The organism is Neoaquamicrobium sediminum, assembly GCF_013240295.1.
GTDB lineage: Bacteria > Pseudomonadota > Alphaproteobacteria > Rhizobiales > Rhizobiaceae > Aerobium > Aerobium sediminum.
On sequence record NZ_JABETK010000001.1, the window covers coordinates 712,600 to 732,573 of the forward strand.

Here is a 19,974-nt window from a genome sequence, read left to right on the forward strand (position 1 = left end):
GACGGGTTCGAGCCGGTGCGGTCGAGAGAGCGCTGCGCGGCTCGTCCCGTTCCCGCTCTCCTTTGAGGCTCCCCGATGAACATGATGCCCGCTACCGTGGCCGCGAACGCGGCCGCGCCGGTCCCGCTCGCCTCCGAGCCCGACACCGCCGCCGCTATCCTCGCGGCCGCGCAGCTCCTTCTCCCCCATTTGGAACGCGGCCAGCGCATCGACGCTCCGGCCCTGCGCCACGCGATGGAAACCGCCTTCGGCGGCTCCGACGCGGCGGGCGTCTGGAACTGGAAGACCGCCTACGAAGCCTGCGAGGCAGCCACGGTGCTGTTCCTGCGCCGCTTCGGCAAGGCGCTGCTCCGCAAGGGCGGCTCCCCGGCGGCGAGCCTGCCGCTTCTGGCGAAGATCGCGGCGCTGATGCCGACCCACACGCGCCGCTCCGAGGAGGCGCAGTCCTTCCAGCAGTTCTCGACGCCGATCCCGCTCGGCCTGGTCGCGGCCACCGCCGCGGCGATCACGCCGGCCGACCGCGTGCTGGAGCCCTCGGCCGGCACCGGCCTGCTCGCCATCCTGGCCGAGATCGCCGGGGGCACGCTCGTCCTCAACGAGCTGGCCGAGACCCGCGCCTCGCTGCTTTCCTCCCTCTTTCCGGCCCTGTCCGTCACGCGCTTCGACGCGGCCCAGATCGACGACCACCTCGACCTGGCCGTGACGCCGACCGTGGTGCTGATGAACCCGCCATTCTCCGTCATGGCGCATGTCGAGACCCGAATGGCGGACGCGGCATTCCGCCATGTCGCCTCTGCGTTGGCGCGGCTCGCTCCCGGCGGTCGCCTCGTGACCATCACCGGCGCGAACTTCGCACCCGACGCGCCCGAATGGGCTTCCGCCTATGCCCGTCTGCAGGAACGCGGCCGCGTCGTGTTCACGGTGGCCGTCGACGGGGCCGTCTATGCCAAGCATGGCACGACGTTCCCGACGCGGCTCACCGTCATCGACAAGCAGCCGGCCGACGATCCGGCCGCATTTCCGGCGTCGCCCGGCATCGCCCCGGACGCGGAGACGCTGATGGGATGGGTTGCCGAGCATGTGCCGGCCCGCCTGCCGGTCGATCCCGCCGTCGCGGTTCCGGTCGCAGCCACGCCCGCGCCCCGCACCGTGCGCGGCTATCTCGCCCGCGCCGCGAAGGTCGCGCCGAGGAAGCCCCTGGCCGAGCCGGAAGGGGTCGACCTCAGCTACGAGACCATCGACCGCCAGGATGCCGGGGCCGCCGGCATCACCGATTCCATCTATGAGGAATACGCGCTCCAGTCGATCCGCATCCCCGGCGCTCAGCCTCATCCGACGAAGCTGGTGCAGTCGGCGGCGATGGCGTCCGTCGCGCCGCCGAAGCCGAGCTATCGGCCGCGCCTGCCGGGCAATATCCACGATCTCCTCTCGGACGCCCAGCTCGAAACCCTGATCTATGCCGGCGAGGCCCATTCCGACTATCTCGCCGGATCGTGGACGGTCGATGAGACCTTCGACGTCGTGAAGGCGGCCCCGGACGACGCGACGGGCGCGGTCCGCTTCCGGCGCGGCTTCATGATCGGCGACGGCACCGGCGTCGGCAAGGGCCGCGAATCCGCGAGCATCATCCTCGACAACTGGATGCGAGGCCGCCGCAAGGCGCTGTGGATCTCGAAGTCGGACAAGCTGCTGGAAGACGCTCAGCGCGATTGGTCGGCGCTCGGCATGGAGCGCCTGCTGATTACGCCGCAGTCGCGCTTCCCGCAGGGCAAGCCGATCACGCTGCCCGAAGGCATCCTCTTCACGACCTACGCCACCTTGAGGACCGAGGAGCGCGGCGAGAAGGCGTCCCGCGTCCAGCAGATCGTGGACTGGCTCGGCACCGACTGGGATGGCGTCGTCATCTTCGACGAATGCCACGCGCTTCAGAACGCGGTCGGGAGCAAGGGCGAGCGCGGCGATGCCGCCCCGTCGCAGCAGGGCCGCGCCGGGCTTCGCCTCCAGCATGCGCTTCCCGACGCCCGCATCGTCTATGTCTCGGCGACCGGCGCCACCACGGTTCACAATCTCGCCTATGCCCAGCGGCTCGGCCTGTGGGGCGGCGAGGACTTCCCGTTCTCGACGCGGGCCGAGTTCGTCGAGGCGATCGAGGCCGGCGGCGTCGCGGCAATGGAGGTGCTGGCCCGCGATCTGCGCGCGCTGGGCCTCTACACCGCCCGCTCGCTCTCCTTCGACGGCGTGGAATACGAGCTGGTCGAGCACGAGCTGATGCCCGAGCAGACCCGCATCTACGACGCCTATGCCGGCGCCTTCGCCATCTTATGCGCAGCTCGCCATAAGATGGCTTATCGCGAGGAAGCGGTAATGCGGAGGAACGCGGCGTAGTCCTGCAAAGCTGCGGAACATTTCGCCACGTCCTTCACATTATTCTATAGGGTGTCGAGCCATCCCATCAGATTGGCATCTCGCTTCCACGAAGGTGGCACGTTGCTCGCCGCCGGGGCGCCAACCTGTTCCAGCGCCTTTCGTTTGGTCTCCAGATTGGCCTGAGCATAGTGATTGGTCGTATCGAGACTGACGTGCCCGAGCCAACTGCGGATGACGGTGATATCGACCCCGGCGGCAACGAGGTGGACGGCGGTCGCGTGCCGGAAGCTGTGAGGCGTAACGTGTTTTGACTGGAGGGTCAGCGTCGATTTCGCGGCTTGTTCCACGTAGGCGTTGAGCTTGAACCGCACCCCTGACGCCCCTAGCGGTTCACCGTATCGATTGACGAAGATCCGCTCATCGGGCGCACGCGGCTGTCGCTCCAGTAGCTTCCTGAGCAATGCCACGGTTTCTGGCCAGAGCGGGCAGATGCGTTCCTTGCGCCCCTTGCCGTAAAGACGCACGAAGTTCGGTGCATCGAACCGGATTGCTTCGGGACAGAGGTCAAGCGCCTCTTGGATTCGCGCGCCACTGTTATAGAGGAACGAGAGCAGTACATGGTCGCGCAGCCCTTCGAGTGTCGATCGGTTGGGCTGGGCGAGGATGGCCTCGACCTCCTCGGGCTCGAGGTAGCACGGCGCGGAGGTGGGCTCCCGCTTCAACGGAACAGCCAGGACCTCTGAGCACTGCGCGATGTATTCCGGATTCTTGTCCGCCACGAAGCTGAAGAAGCTGCGGATGGCGGCCAGTCGGCAGTTCCGCGTGCCGATCGTGGTCTTGCGGCCATGCTCGGTATGATGAAGGAACGCGCGCACCTCGCCGGCCGAGACGTCGGTGAGCGTCAGCCGCGCGACCCCGCAGCCTTTTCGCTCCGCGACGAACCGAAGCAGCAGCCGCCAGGTGTCGCGATAAGAGCGGATCGTGTGGATTGACGCGCTGCGCTGCTCGGCCAGCCACTCCTGGAAGAACGCCCGCAACAACGCGGGCAATGGATTGCCTTTCCTCATGGCCGCGCCTCCGTGACAAGGCACGGGGCGCCGAGCGCGCGGAACCGTTCACTGGCTTCCTGCAACAGATCCTGCGTGACGGTGATGTAGACCAGCGTGGAGTGGAGATCCCGGTGCCCCATGTAGGTCGAGAGGAAGTGCAGTTTTTCCTGAGGGTTAATGCCGGACCGGTACCACTGGAGGATGCGGTTCACCACCATCGAGTGACGAAGGTCATGGACCCGCGGCCCGGTCCGGCCCGAAGCGGGCTTGAGCCCAGCACGGCGCATGACGTTGGTAATCATTGTCGTAACCGCCTCGGGCCTGTAGCGGTCATTTAAGTGGGCATGCCAGAACAGCCCTGATTTCGGGTTCTGTGGGCCGCCAGCGCGCCGCCTCGCATCGATGTACGCGCGCAGTTCGACCGCGACACTGTCGGATAGAGGCAAGATCCTGGTCTTGTAGAACTTCGTTTCCCGGATCGTGATCGTGCTTGATTGCAGGTCCACGTCACCAAGATCGAGCCATGCCAGCTCGCTTCGCCGTAGCCCGGCACAATAGGCCAGCATGATCATGGTGTAGAGGGTCAACGGCCGCAGCGGAGCGTCCGGCGACGGATAAGTCCGTGCGGTATCGAGCATACGCCGAACGTCAGCCGGGCTGAAGATATGCGGTTGCCGATGCTCCCGCGCTACTTCCCGCTCTGGCCGGGGATTGAAGCGCTTTGGCGGGATAGTCGGATCGAGGCGGAACCGCGCCTTGGTCAGGATGCGCGCCAGCTTCTGGCATTCAGCCGCGTGGTTGCGGGTCGGCTTGGCAGCCGCCCAGCTCGCAATCATTGCCTCAAGTGGTTGCTCCGCGAGGTCGGGACGGGCCTGAAGGAACCGATCGAACCGCAGCAGCCAGTGAGCCTGCGCTTCATATTGATATCCCCGGCTGCGCATCAGCATGACATGGTCTTGCATGAAGTCACCCAGCACGCTGCCGAAGGGCGCAGGCCGTCGTAACGCGGCCAAGGATTCGTCGGGATTCGGGGAAGCCAAGGCCCGCCAGATCGGCTTGCTTTGCTTGACGTTGTACCGACGGCGAAGTGCAGCAACAGGGTTGTCGGCGATCAGCCCGATTTCGACGAGGTGGTCGAGGAAGCGGTCGACAATGCAGACCTGATTGAGCAGCGTCGACAATCGCCAACGTTTTTGCATCTCCTTCAGCCAGGCGTCGAGCATCTGCCGGTCCACCGCCGGATGCCGGCGGGCAACATCTTCGAAGGTGCAAAGGAACCAGCGATATGTCGGTACGCTTCCCGGCCGGAACTGCGATTTTACCAGGAAGGCGTCGACGACGGTGCGATCGGGATCGTGCCAGGCGCTCATGACAGCACCTCCATTCCAGGCACCTCGAGTGCCACGGCTCGGAGATCATCTGTTGCCAGTTTGAGATAAGTATTGGTGGATTCGGTGGATCGATGCCCGAGCACGTCGCCGATGATCTTTGCGGGACCGATGCCCGCAGCATTTCGACCGCACGTGCGTGGCGGAAGACATGCGGCCCCCGCTTTCCTGCTGGCACTACGCCTGCGGCGGCCAACCGACCGCGGATCATGCCGTACAGGTTCGTCATTGCGATATAGGGTGCGCAGGATCGGACGAAGATTTCCCGCACTTCAACCTGGGGCCGCCCAAGGCGCAGATAATCCAGCAGCGCTTCACCAACAGTCACCATTAGCGGCATGTACGAGTACGCGTTGGTCTTGGTGTGGCAGATCCGGAGGGATTCTGCGCGCCAGTCCACGTCATCGAGCCGAAGGCGGCATATCTCACCTTCGCGCAGCCCATACGTGGCAAGCAGCTGAAGTATCGCATAATCGCGTAGTCCGCGTGGCGATCTGTCCTCCTGCGTTGTCGCCAGAACCGCGGCGATTTGGCTCCTTTCCAGCGTCGACGGCACATCTTCGTAGGCATAGAGCATGGGGCCGATGATGTGTGGCGTCAGATCGGTCGGGATGCGACCCGTCCGATGCAGATGGCGAACCACCGAACGGAGACGCTCAGCGACATCGGCCAATGATTTGCGCCGTAAACCAGGCGCGCGCATGTCCATGTAGAGATCGATGTCCACGATGCTCAACGTTTCGAGGCTGGCGGCACCGGCCCGGTCGAACTGCCATCGCAGGAAGTTTCGCGCCTCCCACATCAGCGCCGCAATGGACGCGCTTGCCAAACCGCGCTCCTCGCGCAGCCATGCCTCGTATTCGCGGCAAATTTCATGTCGATGCTCGTCATCGGGACCGATCATTTCTGCGTCCGGGGGCCAATTGCCTTGAGCAAGCCGGAGGAGCTTGGCGATCGCGGTGCGGGGCAACATGTGCCAACGCGCACTGGGAGGCCGACCGTACTGGATCTCAAAATCCTGAACCGCATAGCCAAAATACTGATCGACCTGCTGCGGCGTCACAGTCTCGACCTGTATATCGCACTCGGCCAGATAATCGAGAAACGCGCGGGCGTAGAGACGGTGGTTCGCCACGACCACGGGATTGTAATTCTGTGTGGTGAGCGAATTCGAGAGTTCGGTGATCAACTCGTCATGCAACTTCAACATGATTGCCTCCTCAGCTGGTCCAGGGACCGCCGAGGTTCGCAACCAATATAATGCGCAGCAACTGCGCACACTATCATGGGAATTCGCCGGTTACGCCGCGCTCCTCCGCATTACCGCTTCCTCGCGATAAGCCATCATCCACAACAACCTCGACGCCGCCATGCAGGCCGCCAACATCACCGGCGGCAGCGAGGGCGGTTCCGGCACGCTGAACAAGCAGGCGAAGTCGGCCGCGCGCTCCGCCTTCGAGAGCGCCAAGCAGCGTTTCTTCGGCCATCTGCTCACCAGCATGAAGACGCCCACCCTGATCCGCTCGATCGAGCGCGATCTGGAGGCGGGCCATGCCGCCGTCGTGCAGATCGTCTCGACCGGCGAGGCGCTGATGGAGCGCAGGCTGGCCGAGCTTCCCACGGAGGAATGGAACGACGTCCGCGTCGACATCACGCCGAGGGAATACGTCCTCGACTACCTTCGCCATTCCTTCCCGGTGCAGCTCTATGAGCCCTTCACAGACTCGGAGGGGAGGCTGTCGTCGCGGCCAGTCACGCGCGACGGCCAGCCGGTCGAAAGCCGTGAGGCCGTCGCCCGCCGCGATGCGCTGATCGAGAAGCTGGCAAGCCTGCCGCCGGTCCCCGGCGCGCTCGACCAGATCGTCCAGCGCTTCGGCACCGACATCGTAGCCGAGGTTACTGGCCGGTCGCGGCGCATCGTCCGCAGGACCAGCAACGGCGGCCATGATCGCCTTGTCGTCGAGACGCGAGCCGGCTCGGCCAACCTGGCCGAGACCGCCGCCTTCATGGACGACCAGAAGCGCGTGCTGGTGTTCAGCGACGCGGGCGGGACCGGCAGGTCGTATCACGCCGAACTGTCGGCCCGGAACACGCGCCTGCGCGTCCACTACCTGCTTTTGACGTATTCCTCGTTGGATATCCTTAGCGCGGTACGGCCGCAGAGTCGACGGTTACGGGAGACTTGGCCGCGACACTTACGGCCGGGATCGGCTGCTGCTGTGTTGGCGGAGGGCGTAGCCCGGAGCCAACACAGCAGCAGCCGATGGCCTTTCAAATTCTGGGGTGCAGGGGGTTGCGGGAGCGAGCCTTATGGAGATCCTCAACTTGTCGCGGGCCGGACGGCGCGGTTGAGAGCAGCATAGTTTCGAGCCGCCCTGTTGAGATAGTATCGCAAGCTACGCCAGTCGGAATGCCCAAGTTCTTCTGCGGCGTCGATCAAGATCTGGTGGTCATCGAACAGGATGTCGGAACTCCCCTTTGCCAATGCATACAGCCGGAAGACGACTTCCTCCGCAAAGCAGGCACGCAATCGATGGCCGCTACCCCGAACGTCAGCCACGACGAAGGCATCCTTGACGATATCTCCGACTGCCTTGGCGGTTAATCCATCTTTGGTTTTCAGCGACAGCCACAAATATCCGTGAAACACCGGCCCGGAAGACTGCACCTTGGCGCGTTCCGACCATATAAAGTCGAGGGTCTGGTGGAGTAGTTGAAACGGCACCTTGATTTCGCGGGTCTTTCCGCCCTTCTCTATGATCTCTGCGGTGACGAATGTGCGGCCGCTCTGACGGAAGCGTTCCACCGCGCCGCGCATCTCCGTACGAGATTTCGATGATGTGCCTGCGCGCGTAAAATGTTCGTTGGGCGCGAGAATGCCCTCGGCGACCAGCGACGCCCGCAAGCGTTCGATCGTCAACGAGGCAACGCCCGCACGACGTAAGCCCACGTCTCGCATCCAGCGTGCGATCAGCCAGTTCCTCGCGGCGAGATAGGGATTATCCGGACTGGAAAGCACATCCAGCACCTGTTCGACCGCATCATCCGACGGCGTCGGGCGGCCACCGTTTTTGGCTTTTGCGCTATAACCGAACGTCACCTTGCCTGTGCTGGGGTCAGATAAACGGGCATCCAGACGCGCAACATAGTTTGCCGCGCGCCATTCCTCATGGCCCTGCGAGTAGCTGTGTTCCTGAAGCAGGTAACGATGGAAGCGTGAGATTACGTCGAGGCAGCGCGACAGGCGGCGACGCGTTCTGGCTCCCGGGTTTCCGAGCCTCAGACGTTCGAGTTCCGTTCCTGTCCAGCTGACAATCGAGTCGAGGCTTATGCTGCTCGTCGCGGGTTGCCCGAGTACGAAGTCCCACCAGGCGCAGAGAATATAAGCCTCATCTTCAATACTTCCCGGCGCCAGATGGCGCTGAACGGCCTGGGCGCGCAAATAGTCGAAGATCGGTTCGACCAACGCCCCGCCAGGATCGAGAACGAGCGGGAATCGCGGTAGACGATGCTTTTGCAGCACAAAGTCTTCGGATGCCCGCACGATCCTGGTACGGCCTAAGCTGGCCTTCATCGGATCGGCACAATGCGGGCGAGCTCGGATCGCGCTTCCGCAAGTTGGGCCTGGGCGATCTCCTTCAACTGTCGCTCACGGGTCAGAGCTTGTCCCATAAGTCGGTGCTCGCTGGAGAGGACAGCCATTTGCTGGGCGAGCGCCTGGACCTCTCGTTTCAGAGACTGAAGTTCCGTGCCCGGTCGTTGTACGGGTTTCAAGAGCTTGGCCGCAACCGTATCAAAACGCGCGCGCAATTCTGGATAATGACCGGACGGGGCCGGAGCTGCCAAATTGGGATTCGACCAGGCGGTGAGCCCCCGTTCCATATCGACCCAACGGGCAAGTTCTGCTGGCCCGCGTGGGCAATATTCTCCCTCCGGAAGGCCTCCCTTCGCAGCCCAGGATTCGAGCAATTCAACTTTGCGCTGAAAGGATTCCCTGGCAGCAGATGGTTTCATTTCTGATCGACTCCATGGAAACGGGCCAGGTGATCTTCGGCCGCTTGCCGTCTTTCGGCCATCCTGGCTGCCAGCACTGTTCCCGGGCACATGAGGCAAGCGCTATTGGCGCTTTCTATCACCTTTTCCCAGTATCTCCTGTTCTCGGCCAACTGCACATTGTGCGGGCATCCGGCGCAGATCAGATCTTCAGCGTACCGTAAATCGGGACCTTGGCGTCGTTGTGCCTCCGGATTCTTTCTTCGGGCCGCAATCACACAGCCCGCCACGCTGAGGTCCTTTTCCGAGTTACCACACGCGCAATAGGAATGGCCCTGGCCATTCGGTTCCAGACTTTGCGCCCCCGCAAACTCAATGAGCAGTCGATCGAATGTCGGCCCGTCTGCACCGTAGTCGCCGACCTCGGCGCGTGCTTGCCAATCAGCCTTGAGACGTTGAAGGTCGTTCAGGATCCTTGTCCCGGCCCTGCCGCTGAGTTGCTCATGACCATCGAGTGCCCGACGATAGATCTCGAGACGGAAGTCGAGGCCGACCTCCTCGAATGTTCGCAGCCTCAGGTCTTCGCGTGCAAGCGCACGCCTGGCCTGTTCAAGGTCTGCTCGGGCATGGTCGACAAGCTTGAAGAAACCTCCGAACCGCGCTTCGGTGATGTACGAACGGGTGCTGTCCGGATCATAGTGGCAAAGATATTGGGATAGGGCGGTCAGCGAGCGGTCCCGATACCGATAATAATAGACGACCGCGAAAAACCGACGGAACTGGTGTGGAGCGAAGGACCAATAAGTGCCGTCGGGAAGCGCAGGCACCTTCATCTCCTCGGCAAAGGCCAGCAAGCCGCGGCTGATGTTGGGGGTCTGGACCGACGGGGCCCTGGCGAATGGGTTGTGTAACTGTAGCAGCCACCGTGATCCGGATTCCTTGCGTGCGGTTGCACTCAGCCACATCAATATCTCCACGGCTTTTGCTACCGCCGCCGGGGCCGGAATCCGCTCCCGACCGCGGACGCTTTTGGCGATGAAGGTCTTGAGCCAAAGCTCACCGCCATCATCCTCCAGGCAATCATCTCGTAAGCTGAGAATTTCCTCGATCCTTCTTGCCGAGAAGGCCGCGATGACGATCACGCACGCAGTGGGAAGCAGGCGCAGGAAGATATGGTGGAGGCTGGTCGTGACATTGTTGATAGCCGCGCCATCGAAATGGCCGATGCTGGGAATGCCCAGTGCTCCATCCTCGCGCACATGCTTGAGCGCCGGACTGTTCCAGATGTCGTGGACCAGTTTTGCACGACGCCATTTGCCAGGCTCGTTCCTGAACCCTCGCTCGGCATGACGGACGTCATCGACAAGTGTCTTCAGATCGTCGGCGTAAAACAATACCCATCGAAGTGCGCGATCAATGAGAAAACAGGTTTGGGTTGCCGGCGCGGTCGGGGTTTTGGAAAGCGGTGCACCGAGCTTCCTGGCTAACCGGGCGGAGTCGATCCTTCTGTTGAATGGTCTATATCCAATCGGATCATGTGTGAGTTCTTCCTGGAGGCGGCCAAGTCGTTCCCAAACGCGCATATAGCGATCTAAGGATTGCCCACAGAATGTCTGATCTCTCTTGCGATTGTTTACCCGGTTATGAAGACAGGGGGTGATTTTGAGGCCGTTCTCAACGGCCCAATCAGCAAAAATCTTCGCCGCATTGTCCGATAGCTGTTTGCTATATTCGAAACCGGCCAGCCTGCTGGCCGCTTCGACGGAGAAAGTATTCGGGTCACTTTGTTGAACAGGCGGAGCGCGGCCGGCATGACGACATCTTTTAACGGCTTCTCGCGCCGCAGCTTCAGATCGGATCAGTCCTTCCATGCCGGCGTGCTTCAGGCTGTCGCAAAACTCCTCGAACCAGGCCTGTGTCAGATCCGACATGCCAGGAAGCCCACACGCGGTGCGCCAACGAAGGAATGCAACGAACCCCGCATATTCCTCCCGGATGGTCGAGGCAGAGCGGACCCAGGCATTCGGCCCGGTAAGCGCGTAATAGACGTATTTCTTGGCGGTAAGGAGATCTCGCCATTCGGCGTAGTCCGTCAGGCGTCGGTCTGGTGCGATCAAGATGTCGAACCGGATCGTCGTGCTCGCGTGCCGGCGTATCGTCGGGTTGTCGAGCTCAACCAACCAGGCATTATCCTCGAGAGTGCCGTCCTTGAGCCAGAGCGGCCTCGGGTTTTGCAGGAACTCGCAAAAGGCGGCAGCACCTGCCTCGCGGGCGTGTCGTGGCGGTTGATGGACCCGGCTCACCATAACTCGATGGCCCGCACAGTGCCCGCCGTCAGGCCGGCATCGACTTCGGCCTCCATCATCCTGAGAGCGCGACGGTGATGGGAGGACCGCAACCGATCAAGAATGACTTCGCAGAGAGCCTGGAAATTCAGCCAGACCTCGGCCCATCTTGCAGGATTGTTCGCCTTGAACGCTTCCTCCTGCCGGCCAAGAGATCGTTGGAAAAGGACAAGCGCCCGGATGCTATCGTTGCTCGGCCGGAACTGCCGGAAATGACAAGTCGCGCATTTGTCGATGGCCATGCAGGGTCCTGTATCCTCGTTGTTGGACGTCTTGGGGGCCGTGCAGAGAAAGCCCAGGCCCGTGGTTCTGGCGTGGTCCAAGGCGCTCTCGTGCGTCATCGATGTTCCAAGGGTATCGGCCGCTCCTTCGATGGGTTCGATGAGGCCCGCTTCTAATGCGGCTAGGAATGTCCGCATTTTTGAGGCAAGAAGGGCTTTGAACCACGGACGGCTCAGATACCGCATGGTGGTGGCTGAGTTCTTGTGCTGAGCCAATCGCGCCGCGACCGTATGTTCGAAATTGGCGCGCGCCGCTTCCAGTTGAAGGACCGTGGGCCGGATCATCTGGCGACGTAGCGGTAGCCGGCCAATGACGGGGTGCTCGAAATTCTCGGCCAGCATCGCCTGCCAGTGGTGATCGATGGCAGCGGTTGTCATCGGACCGATACGGTTGCGGTCGGATTTATATCCAGGCACGATCCAGAGCTTATCGGCAGTGGGCAATTCGAGGTATCGGGCCGTTGCCCGAATGCGCTCCGACAGCTTCTGCCAGGCGCGGATCGCTTCGGCACCGCTGAGATCGCCGTCGTTGTGGCGGACGTCAATGTCGGCGCCTTCCCAAAGGGTGCCTTCCTGGATTTCGCCACGGGCGCGCAATTTTGCCGCGGCGACGGTGATGATCCGGACTTTGCCCCGGTGAATATCACCGATGAAGGGATCTGCGGCGAGCCGGTCACAGGTCGATACATTGAATGCGGTGTCGATCATGACGATGGTTTGCGCAGCGAGCAGCAACCGAACGTTGCCCTCAACGTGACTGACGGCTTCCGTCCAGCCACCGAGCGCCGTGCCATGGCAGCCCAGCATCGTATTCTTCCAGTCGTTGAAACTCCGTCGATGCGGTTCCGCCAGCGCGAGATAGCGCACCATGATGGCCATGCCTCGCTGTCTGGCATTGGCACGATTCTCGTCGGAGAGCGTGGCTCTTCGGACGTGAAGCGCGCTCAAATCCTGGAGGAGGTCCTCTGGTGTCCGCGGTGTCGGTAGATCCCGCGCTGCTGTGAAAGCCTGACCAGTTTCCCACTTGGCTATTCCGGCGCGCAGAGTACGCACGCAGATTGCCCGCAGCGCATAAAGTCGTTCATCGTTGAGACGGATGACTTCGCGCCAGTCGAGCTGGTCGTATTTCGGTCGTACCCACCCTTGTAGATCCGTCGGCAGTTCGACCTTGTTGAGTTCGCCGAATGATGGAATGTTCCGTCCCGTCAGTTGCCCCCGGGCAACGGGTGTAAATCTACCGGGATCGCTCCAGAGGCCGGCGCGGGACAGCCGCCGCAGGCAACTGACAACGGCTTCGAGGAGAGCTTTCCTGGAAAGCAGGTTGGTGTTGTTGATGATTTCGAAGCACTCGATGTCGCGTAACCGTGACGCCCAAGCCTCGCCCACCTCGTACATGAGCATTTTCGTCAAGCGCTCTGACCGCCCGAGCTGGATCGAATTGAAGAATAGGGCCTCTGCAGATTCTGCGCATATTTCGGCCCTCAGAGCCACCCAGCGGAGAAAGCGGACGAACGCCCGAAAATAACCCGCAGTTGTCGACGCGGTACAGCCGATGAATTGCTGCTCCCACGCAGACGCGAGGCGCTTGGCCGCCGCGGTGCCATAGAGCGGAACCACCACGGCGAAATCGAAAATCCTGCCGTCGACCTTGACTTCGAAGCTGTCCAACGTACCCTCCAATCAAGCCTGTGAGGATACATATCGAGTCGAGCAGATTCGCTAAGCGGCTGTGTTGATAGCGAAAATCTGATTCGATATCGATCGCAAAACGCCAAAAATCTGCTCGAACCCGGCTGGAAGGCCGACGCCGCCATCCAGGGGCTCGGCCGCACGCACCGGACCAACCAGGCGCAGCCGCCGCTGTTCCGGCCGATAGCCACCAACGTCAAGGCCGAGAAGCGGTTTCTCTCGACCATCGCGCGCCGGCTCGACACTCTGGGCGCGATCACGCGCGGCCAGAGGCAGACGGGCGGTCAGGGCCTGTTCCGTCCGGAGGACAATCTGGAATCGCACTATGCCCGCGATGCGCTGCGCCAGCTCTACATGCTGATCGTGCGCGGCAAGGTCGAGGGCTGCTCGCTGGAGCGGTTCGAGGCATCGACCGGACTGAAGCTGATGGACTCGACCGGCATCAAGGACGAGTTGCCCGGCATCTCGACCTTCCTCAACCGCCTCCTGGCGCTCACCATCGACATGCAGGGCATCATCTTCACCGCCTTCGAGGGTCTGCTGAATGCCCGGATCGAAGGCGCCATAGCGTCGGGCAGCTACGATGCCGGCCTGGAGACGCTGAGCGCGGAGAGCTTCGTCGTCACCGGCCGGGAGACCATATACACGCACCCCGGCACCGGCGCCGAGACGCGGCTGCTCGCCATCTCAGAGCGCAGGCGCAACCGGCCGGTCACGCTCGATGCCGCGCTCGACCATCTCCTTGACCCGCGCGCGAAGCTGCTGGTCAACGAGCGCTCCGGACGTGCCGCGGTGCAGGTCCATGCCCCGGCCGTCATGACCGACGATGGCGATGTCCAGTATCGCGTCCGCCTGATCCGGCCGATGGAGGCGCACACCATCCCGTTCGGTGCGATGGTCGGAAGCCATTGGGTCGAGGCGGGCCGCGACGCCTTCGCATCGGTCTGGGATGCCGAGGTGGCCGAGGTGCCGGAGTTCTCGGACTCCACCATCCACATCGTCACCGGCCTGCTGCTGCCGATCTGGCGACGCCTGCCCAACGAATCCTCGCGCGTCTACCGGCTTCAGACCGATGACGGCGAGCGGATCATCGGCCGCAGGGTCTCGCCCGCATGGGCGGCGAACGCCGTGACGACCGGATCGGTCTCGCTGTCGGCCGACGACGCATTCGCGGCGCTCATGGAGGGAAGGACCATCATCGACCTCGACGATGGGCTCCAGCTTCGCCGCGTCCGCGTCATGGGCGCCTACCGCATCGAGCTGTCCGGCTTCACCGACACGATGCGCGAACGCTTGTCCGCCTATGGCTTGTTCCACGAGATCATCTCGTGGAAACTGCGCATGTTCGTTCCCACGGACGCGAGCGGGGTCGCGGTGCTGGCGAGGCTGCTCGACCGATGGTCGGTCGGGTGCATCATCGAACGGGAGGCCGCGTAATGCCCCGTCTCGATGCTTCGGAACTTGCCCGCCGTCTCGGTCTCCATGCCGAGGCGGCCTGCCGCCATTATCTGTCGAACGGAAGGCGCGAGGGCAATTACTGGCTGGTCGGGGACGCACGCAATCTGCCCGGCCGATCCATGTATGTCCGGCTGCGCAGCTCGGCCAAGGGACCAGCCGGCCACTGGACCGACGCCGCCACCGGCGAGCACGGCGACATGCTCGATATTGTCCGCGAAAGCCTCGGCCTCGTCGACTTCAAGGATATTGCCGACGAAGCCCGGCGCTTCCTCAACGAGCCCCGTCCGGAGCCCGACACCGGCACGCTCGTCGGCGGGCCGGGCCGCCGCGCGGCAGGGTCGCCCGAAGCGGCGCGGCGTCTGGTCGGCATGTCGCGCCCCATCCGTGGCACGCTCGCGCAGACCTATCTGCGCGGGCGGGGCATCACGGACCTGTCCGGCATCACCAGCCTGTGGTTCCATCCGCGCTGCTATTACCGTCCCGACGAGCGCAGCCCCAGAAAGACCTTGCCGGCGTTGATCGCCGCCGTCACCGACCTCGACGGCCGGCTGACCGGGGCGCACCGCACCTGGCTCAAAGCGGACGGTTCGGGCAAGGCCGACGTCGACACGCCGAGGCGGGCGATGGGCGACCTGCTCGGACACGGCATCCGCTTCGGCATGGCGGACGACGTGCTTGCGGCCGGCGAAGGCATCGAGACGGTGCTGTCGCCCCGCATGGTGCTGCCCGGCATGCCGATGATCGCCGCGACCTCGGCCGCCCATCTCGCGGCCATCCTGTTCCCGGCGACGCTGCGGCGGCTCTATGTCCTGCGCGACCGCGATCAAGCCGGCGACGGCGCGCGGGATCGGCTGGTCGAGCGTGCGACGAGCGCCGGGATCGAGGCCGTGGTGCTGTCGCCGCGCCTCGAGGACTTCAACGAGGATCTGCGCCTTCACGGCTCCGAAGCCCTGCGGGCGCTGATCCGGCCCCAGCTCGTCCATGAGGACGCCACCCGCTTCATGGCGGTGGCGGCGTAGCAGATCGGTGATAGAGCGGGCGGCGGCACCGCTGTCCCCGATTCGCTTCCGCGCGGGCTCCACCGATCGTCGGCGGGGACCGCAACCCGGCCTTCCTAGAGGGCGATCGAGCCCACAAACGGCGCGGACAGGCAATGGCCGCGGCCGACGATTTTCCGCCGGCGGGCAAGCCCGCCTTTGCATCGCGAAGCAAATTCGCCTGCCTTGGCCATCATGGCCCTCGCGAGCGAGGACTGCCAGTCCGGCCCGCCCGTGGGCTTCCGACGCCATGAAGGCCGCGAGGGTCGCGGTCGGACCGACGAAGGAGACCACGCAGATGAGAAGCGAACAGGACGACGGTTTCGAGCCGCAGCACGCTTCATCCCCCACCGACCGCCTGCTCACCGAACTTCAGCTCTATGGCTGGCGCCCCTTCGAGGACGAGCCCGATCCGAGGCCGCTGCCCGAGGGCAACATGGTGGCCGGAGCCGTCGCAGACATCTTCGATGCCTTGATCGCCACCCTTGGCGACACCCGCCTCGAACCCGATCTCGACGATCTGCTCTGGTCGACCGTCAACCTCTTCCACCGCACCGTCCAGCGGATCGAGCGGGCGCTGGACGACAACGAGCAGGCGCAGCGCCGCCTTCAGCGGGAACAGGACGGCACCGAGATCAAGGCCGTCGAGCTGGAGCGCCTCACGGCCGAGGGCCAGACCATGATCGAGCGGCGCGACGCCTTCGAGATGATGCGCGACCATGCCGCCGAGCACTACGAGCGCCACACCGGATCAGGCTGGCGGCCGCGTTCCGGCTCGATGGTCAACCATCGCAACCTGACCTCGGCGCTGGTCGACAGCCGCGACTTCCTCGCCGCACGCCGCAAGGCGGACGCCGAGGTGCTGGTCCCGGCCGGGCCGAGGATCGCGGTTTCCGGCGCCAGCACCTTCAACGACCACGATCTCATCTGGAGCGTGCTCGACAAGGTTCACGCCAAATATCCGCAGATGGTCCTCCTGCATGGCGGCGCCAGGACCGGCACCGACCTGATCGCCGACAGATGGGCCGCGAACCGCAAGGTGCCGACCGTGCCATTCCCGCCCGATTTCGTGAAGTATCCGGCGAAGCAGGCGCCCTTCAAGCGCAACGACGCCGTGCTCGAAACGCTTCCCATCGGCGTCATCGTCTTTCCGGGTGGCGGCATCCAGGGCAACCTTGCCGACAAGGCGAGGAAGCTCGGCATCAACGTCTATGATTTCCGCGATCGAGGCGGCGCTTAGGCGCCGCCGCTCAGGCGGTCACGGCCGCCCTCGCTTGACGATCGCCAGCAAAAGGGGTCAAATCCGTGCATCCTCGCAGCACCGGCACAGAAGCAAAGTCGCAGGCGGAGCGTATCGTCAGACAGCCTGTCGTGATCTTTGAACCGATCATCCGGAGGCTTCCATGACCCTCATCCTGCTCGCCGTCTCGCTCTCGATCGCCCTCTGCGTGATCGCCTTCAACTTCGCGATTTACGCACTGCCCTTCATGGTCGGGCTTGCCGCCTTCCGCTACGTCCATGCGACCGATGCGAGCGTCGCCATGTCCCTCATCGTCGCGCTCGGCGCGGCCGGGCTTTCCGTCATGGTCGCCGCCGCCGTCCTCGCCTTCGTGCGGGCACCCCTCCTGCGTCTTCCCGTCCTCGTGCTGTTCGCCGCGCCCGCCGCCCTCGCAGGCTATGCGGTGGTGCATGGCGTTGCCCACAACGTCATCGAGTCGACCGTCGCGCTCAATCTTCTATGCGGCGCCGGCGGCCTGTTCGTCGGCATCGCCGCGCTGATGAACATCAACGCACACGCAGCCGCCTTCACGCCGCGCTGACAGACGACTCACACGCGCCGCTCCCCGATAGCCGACAGCTCCCGGCCGGACCGCCAAGGACTTGGTGGCAGATCGTCACCGTGTCCTCGCGGACACGCGCCGATCCACTTCTCCGATCGGCCATCGGATTCGTCCAAAAACCAGATTCCACTTTTTGGTCCGATGGTCCGGGCTTCGTGAAAAGGGGCTTGGCCCCTCTCACGCTCTCCCCATGAAGGAAGGGCCGCACCCCTCCTTCAAGCATCCTCCCCTGGAAAGGGGTGCCACACACCCTTCAAGACCATCCCCTTTCCAATGCGGACACGGCGTCTGGTCGACGCCGTGCTTGCTCCTCTATCTCTGACTGTCCATTTTACGCCAGCCCATTCGGCGTCAAGGACAGCGCGGCACCTCAATTTTCAGCCCCGAACCGAAGGCCCGGATCAGAAAATCGGTTCCTCCGCTTGCCGCACGGCGGCCGCGTTCCGCGGTCCCTGACCCCTCTGGGCTACAGCGTGGACACCTTTCGTCAGAACGAAAGGAGACCTGAAATGCCTAAGCTCGATTTCCTCGACTTCCACACGAAGTTCATCGCCTTCGAGAAGATGGTTCGCGCGAACCGCACCAGGTGCGATACCCGCTTTGCCGAGGTCGTCCACGACCGGCTGGCCGACGCGCTCCAACGCCTTGCCGGCTTCTGCCGGGAAGGCAACCAGGCAGAAACGATGCTGCGGACCGAAACCGATCCGACCGCCCGCGAGGCTCTTGAGGAGATCATCAACTTCTGCGTGGGTGATCTCGAAACCAGCGGTGGTGGTTTCTATCCCTGGCATCTGCTGGATTGCATCGACCCCGAGATGGACTGGGGCGGATACAGAGATCCCGTTGCGGAAATGTGGTGCCCTCATCCGATCCCGAAGAGGTTCACCGTCGCCGACGAGCACCTGCACGGGCTCAGCGAGATTATCGCGCGGATCGCGGCCGAGACCGGCATCCGCTTCACTACCTATCTCTACTACGACTGCATCGGGCCGGAAGGGGCGAAGAGCCTCGATCCCGAAATCTACGAGAAGCCGATCGGCAACCATCGGTACGGTTGACGCCGACAGGGCGGCAGACGGCGAACGCCGCCTGCCGCCTTCTGTCTGTTCCGGTAGCGACTCCGGCCGGATCGACCGGCCTTCACCGCTCATGAAAGGGGGCAGGCCGCCCCTCTCACGCTCTCCCCATGAAGGAATGGCTGAAGCCCCTCCTTCAAACTTCCTCCCCTGGAAGGGGGTGTGACACCCCTTGCCAGACCATCCCCGATCCATACGGACACGGCGTCTCGTCGACGCCGTGGCTACTCCTCTCTCTCTGACTTCCCATTTTACGCCAGCCCATCCGGCGTCAAGGACATCGCGGTCTCCCCCAATTTTCTTCCGCCGGCCGAAGGCCGACTCCACAAAATCGGTTCCCCCGCTCGCCGCGTAGCGGCCGCTTCGCGGTCCCTGACCCCTTTGGGCTACAGCGTGGACACCTTTCGTCAGAAACGAAAGGAGAACTTCCATGTCTGATTGTAGCTACACCCTGCTCTTCGCAAAGCTCAGCGGCTTCCGCGTTCTGGTCCTGGCCAATCGCCTGGGTTGCGACAACGATCTTGCGCGGCAGGCGCACGATGCCCTCGTCAGGCATCTCGACAGGCTCATCGGCCTTCTGCGCCAGGAATCGAACGCCCATCTTGCGCTTGCCCGCAACACCGATCCCGCCCAGGCCGAAGACCTCGACGAGGATCTCCACCATGCGCGGTGCCTCATCGACGACTTCATCCACGAGGGGCGACACGCGCTGCTCGACTTCGTGGACGTCGATCATTTCACGCATGAGTGGTATGACCGCTATGAAGGCACCTGGCGGTGGGGCACCAACCCCGTCATGAACGATGTGTCCAACCGGACGCTCTGTGGCCTGCGCGAAATCATGCACCGTATCTGGCGGGAAACCCGGCTGGGCTTCGACGCCTATCTCGACGAGGTTTCCAGTGAGAAGGTCGATCCCGACATCTTCTGGGAAATCCCGCCGGTGCGCGAGGCGCCGGTGGATGACATCGAGGGCGAGGACGACGGATACGGCTACGAGGATCGCTGCTGCGACCTCCCGCACGGCCCGGACAGGTAGCTGTCCGTCGGCGACAGGCGGCTTCGGCCGCCTGTCGCCTTCGCCTTGGTGCTGGCAGCAGATCGGGCCGGATCGACCGGCCTCCATCGCTTATGAAAGGGGGCAAGCCGCCCTCTCACGCTCTCCCCATGAAGGAAGGGCTGAAGCCCCTCCTTCAAACATCCTCCCCTGGGAAGGAGGGACGGTTCCCTCCACCTCCTTCCCAAACCCATCCTCCTCTCCCTGACATTCAGCCTGGTCGCGGATGGTGCGATCGGCCGCTCCCGTGACGAAGGGCCTCGACGGCATCTCCACCAGCTCTGCGAACCTCGCTCATGACGGGCTGGCCGCCGGTATCCGCTCCGGCTCCGCATCGCCGTCTCCGCATCTTGCCGGCGTGAAACGCCACCGGTCGGCATGATCGCGTGTGTG

General features: G+C 63.5%; 13 protein-coding genes and 3 pseudogenes. 9 read left to right on the forward strand and 7 right to left on the reverse strand.

Annotation, left to right across the window (positions count from 1 at the left end; all coding sequences use genetic code 11):
- Positions 1 to 75: 75 nt before the first annotated feature.
- Positions 76 to 2,322, forward strand: a pseudogene (locus tag HK436_RS03420) (strawberry notch-like NTP hydrolase domain-containing protein); the annotation flags it as partial.
- A gap of 107 nt (positions 2,323 to 2,429) precedes the next feature.
- Here HK436_RS03420 and HK436_RS03425 read toward each other — a convergent pair.
- The 3 genes from HK436_RS03425 to HK436_RS03435 are packed head-to-tail and all read right to left on the reverse strand — an operon-like array spanning position 2,430 to position 6,014.
- The gene (locus HK436_RS03425) at positions 2,430 to 3,434 is read right to left on the reverse strand and encodes a site-specific integrase (protein ID WP_009823939.1); all 1,005 of its coding nucleotides are present in this window, start codon (positions 3,432 to 3,434) and stop codon (positions 2,430 to 2,432) included.
- Positions 3,431 to 4,378 (reverse strand): tyrosine-type recombinase/integrase, encoded by a 948-nt coding sequence (locus HK436_RS03430; RefSeq protein WP_244648756.1) that lies wholly within the window; start codon positions 4,376 to 4,378, stop codon positions 3,431 to 3,433. Before HK436_RS03430 ends, HK436_RS03425 begins: the two co-directional genes overlap by 4 nt.
- Before the next feature lie 4 nt (positions 4,379 to 4,382).
- Positions 4,383 to 6,014 carry a tyrosine-type recombinase/integrase gene (locus tag HK436_RS03435; protein ID WP_446685673.1) on the reverse strand — a complete coding sequence of 544 codons (1,632 nt, stop codon included), beginning with the start codon at positions 6,012 to 6,014 and terminating at the stop codon, positions 4,383 to 4,385.
- Positions 6,015 to 6,144: 130 nt separating this feature from the next.
- On the opposite strand from HK436_RS03435, the pseudogene HK436_RS03440 reads away from it, so the two are divergent.
- A pseudogene (locus tag HK436_RS03440) lies at positions 6,145 to 6,925 on the forward strand (strawberry notch C-terminal domain-containing protein); the annotation flags it as partial.
- Positions 6,926 to 7,124: 199 nt separating this feature from the next.
- Here the strand turns inward: HK436_RS03440 and HK436_RS03445 are convergent.
- From HK436_RS03445 to HK436_RS03460, 4 genes are all read right to left on the reverse strand, one after another.
- Positions 7,125 to 8,270, reverse strand: a complete 1,146-nt coding sequence (locus HK436_RS03445; RefSeq protein ID WP_173186677.1) for a site-specific integrase — start codon at positions 8,268 to 8,270, stop codon at positions 7,125 to 7,127.
- 104 nt (positions 8,271 to 8,374) lie between these two features.
- The gene (locus HK436_RS03450) at positions 8,375 to 8,818 is read right to left on the reverse strand and encodes a hypothetical protein (RefSeq protein WP_152567572.1); all 444 of its coding nucleotides are present in this window, start codon (positions 8,816 to 8,818) and stop codon (positions 8,375 to 8,377) included.
- The gene (locus HK436_RS03455) at positions 8,815 to 11,103 is read right to left on the reverse strand and encodes a site-specific integrase (RefSeq protein ID WP_037554237.1); all 2,289 of its coding nucleotides are present in this window, start codon (positions 11,101 to 11,103) and stop codon (positions 8,815 to 8,817) included. Before HK436_RS03455 ends, HK436_RS03450 begins: the two co-directional genes overlap by 4 nt.
- Positions 11,097 to 13,091, reverse strand: coding sequence for a hypothetical protein (locus HK436_RS03460; RefSeq protein WP_173186685.1), 1,995 nt, complete (start codon positions 13,089 to 13,091; stop codon positions 11,097 to 11,099). The genes HK436_RS03455 and HK436_RS03460 overlap by 7 nt, the downstream gene beginning before the upstream one ends.
- Positions 13,092 to 13,121: 30 nt before the next feature.
- On the opposite strand from HK436_RS03460, the pseudogene HK436_RS03465 reads away from it, so the two are divergent.
- The 7 genes and pseudogenes from HK436_RS03465 to HK436_RS32240 all read left to right on the forward strand — a co-directional run.
- Positions 13,122 to 14,549: pseudogene (locus HK436_RS03465) on the forward strand (strawberry notch C-terminal domain-containing protein); the annotation flags it as partial.
- Entirely contained in the window at positions 14,549 to 15,589 is a 1,041-nt protein-coding gene (locus tag HK436_RS03470; RefSeq protein ID WP_173187355.1) for a DUF7146 domain-containing protein, read from the forward strand. The pseudogene HK436_RS03465 and the gene HK436_RS03470, both read left to right, overlap by 1 nt.
- Before the next feature lie 316 nt (positions 15,590 to 15,905).
- Positions 15,906 to 16,847: a DUF2493 domain-containing protein gene (locus tag HK436_RS03475; RefSeq protein ID WP_173187357.1), complete on the forward strand. Its 942-nt coding sequence runs from the start codon at positions 15,906 to 15,908 to the stop codon at positions 16,845 to 16,847.
- A gap of 163 nt (positions 16,848 to 17,010) precedes the next feature.
- Positions 17,011 to 17,427, forward strand: coding sequence for a hypothetical protein (locus HK436_RS03480; RefSeq protein WP_173187359.1), 417 nt, complete (start codon positions 17,011 to 17,013; stop codon positions 17,425 to 17,427).
- A gap of 530 nt (positions 17,428 to 17,957) precedes the next feature.
- Positions 17,958 to 18,506 (forward strand): hypothetical protein, encoded by a 549-nt coding sequence (locus HK436_RS03485; protein ID WP_173187362.1) that lies wholly within the window; start codon positions 17,958 to 17,960, stop codon positions 18,504 to 18,506.
- A 448-nt stretch (positions 18,507 to 18,954) separates the two neighbouring features.
- Positions 18,955 to 19,563: a hypothetical protein gene (locus HK436_RS03490; RefSeq protein ID WP_173187364.1), complete on the forward strand. Its 609-nt coding sequence runs from the start codon at positions 18,955 to 18,957 to the stop codon at positions 19,561 to 19,563.
- Positions 19,564 to 19,828: 265 nt separating this feature from the next.
- The gene (locus HK436_RS32240) at positions 19,829 to 19,963 is read left to right on the forward strand and encodes a hypothetical protein (protein WP_280515577.1); all 135 of its coding nucleotides are present in this window, start codon (positions 19,829 to 19,831) and stop codon (positions 19,961 to 19,963) included.
- The last annotated feature ends 11 nt before the right edge of the window (positions 19,964 to 19,974 follow it).

Excerpts from the sequence above, each read along its gene's own strand:
- HK436_RS03425 (WP_009823939.1), bottom strand. The coding sequence starts at position 3,434 with ATGAGGAAAGGCAATCCATTGCCCGCGTTGTTGCGGGCGTTCTTCCAG.
- HK436_RS03430 (WP_244648756.1), bottom strand. The coding sequence starts at position 4,378 with ATGCAAGACCATGTCATGCTGATGCGCAGCCGGGGATATCAATATGAA.
- HK436_RS03435 (WP_446685673.1), bottom strand. The coding sequence starts at position 6,014 with ATGTTGAAGTTGCATGACGAGTTGATCACCGAACTCTCGAATTCGCTC.
- HK436_RS03450 (WP_152567572.1), bottom strand. The coding sequence starts at position 8,818 with ATGAAACCATCTGCTGCCAGGGAATCCTTTCAGCGCAAAGTTGAATTG.
- HK436_RS03455 (WP_037554237.1), bottom strand. The coding sequence starts at position 11,103 with ATGGTGAGCCGGGTCCATCAACCGCCACGACACGCCCGCGAGGCAGGT.
- HK436_RS03470 (WP_173187355.1), top strand. The coding sequence starts at position 14,549 with ATGCCCCGTCTCGATGCTTCGGAACTTGCCCGCCGTCTCGGTCTCCAT.
- HK436_RS03475 (WP_173187357.1), top strand. The coding sequence starts at position 15,906 with ATGAGAAGCGAACAGGACGACGGTTTCGAGCCGCAGCACGCTTCATCC.
- HK436_RS03480 (WP_173187359.1), top strand. The coding sequence starts at position 17,011 with ATGACCCTCATCCTGCTCGCCGTCTCGCTCTCGATCGCCCTCTGCGTG.
- HK436_RS03485 (WP_173187362.1), top strand. The coding sequence starts at position 17,958 with ATGCCTAAGCTCGATTTCCTCGACTTCCACACGAAGTTCATCGCCTTC.
- HK436_RS03490 (WP_173187364.1), top strand. The coding sequence starts at position 18,955 with ATGTCTGATTGTAGCTACACCCTGCTCTTCGCAAAGCTCAGCGGCTTC.